The following is a 478-nucleotide window of genomic DNA, read 5'->3' as shown; positions in this document are numbered from 1 at the left end:
AAATGCTTCCGTATTTTGAAATGCCTCTTGTTCGGCATGTGTATCCGACTTAATTGTGACAGAATATGTTTTACTTTTTGCGCCTTCTTTATAACAGCCGTCTCTCATTGGACATACTTTGCATTTTTCAATGTCAAAATAATAGGTCTGACTTTGACTCATACTCGTTCCTTTTTTACCCGTACGTGCTTTTCTTGTCGCGAGATGACCGGCCTTACAAACAAACATTCCAGCATCTTTATTAAATTCAAACTAGTCTTCTTCTTTTCGAGGTCCTTGTGTAAGAATAGGATTCAACTTTGCCACAAGCGCGATTTTCTCTTCTTTAGTATATTCGATATTTGCCTTTTCAGAGTAAGCTGCGTCTCCAATAACCGTTTTAATTTTCATACCTGCTTTTGTGCTTTTTTCAATTAACTCTTGAAGATATTTTCCATCGCTTTTTTCACCTGTTGTAATGACAGCTGCTGTAATAATT

At 36.4% G+C, this 478-nt stretch carries 1 pseudogene; it reads right to left on the bottom strand.

From position 1 onward, the window contains the following. A pseudogene (locus PVA17_RS24995) lies at positions 1 to 478 on the bottom strand (transposase); the annotation flags it as partial.

Origin of the sequence: Lysinibacillus sp. CNPSo 3705, from assembly GCF_028674935.1 — a bacterium.
Taxonomy (GTDB): domain Bacteria; phylum Bacillota; class Bacilli; order Bacillales_A; family Planococcaceae; genus Lysinibacillus.
Note: the sequence above shows the minus strand (reverse complement) of the source record. Positions and strands in the feature narration are given on the sequence as shown.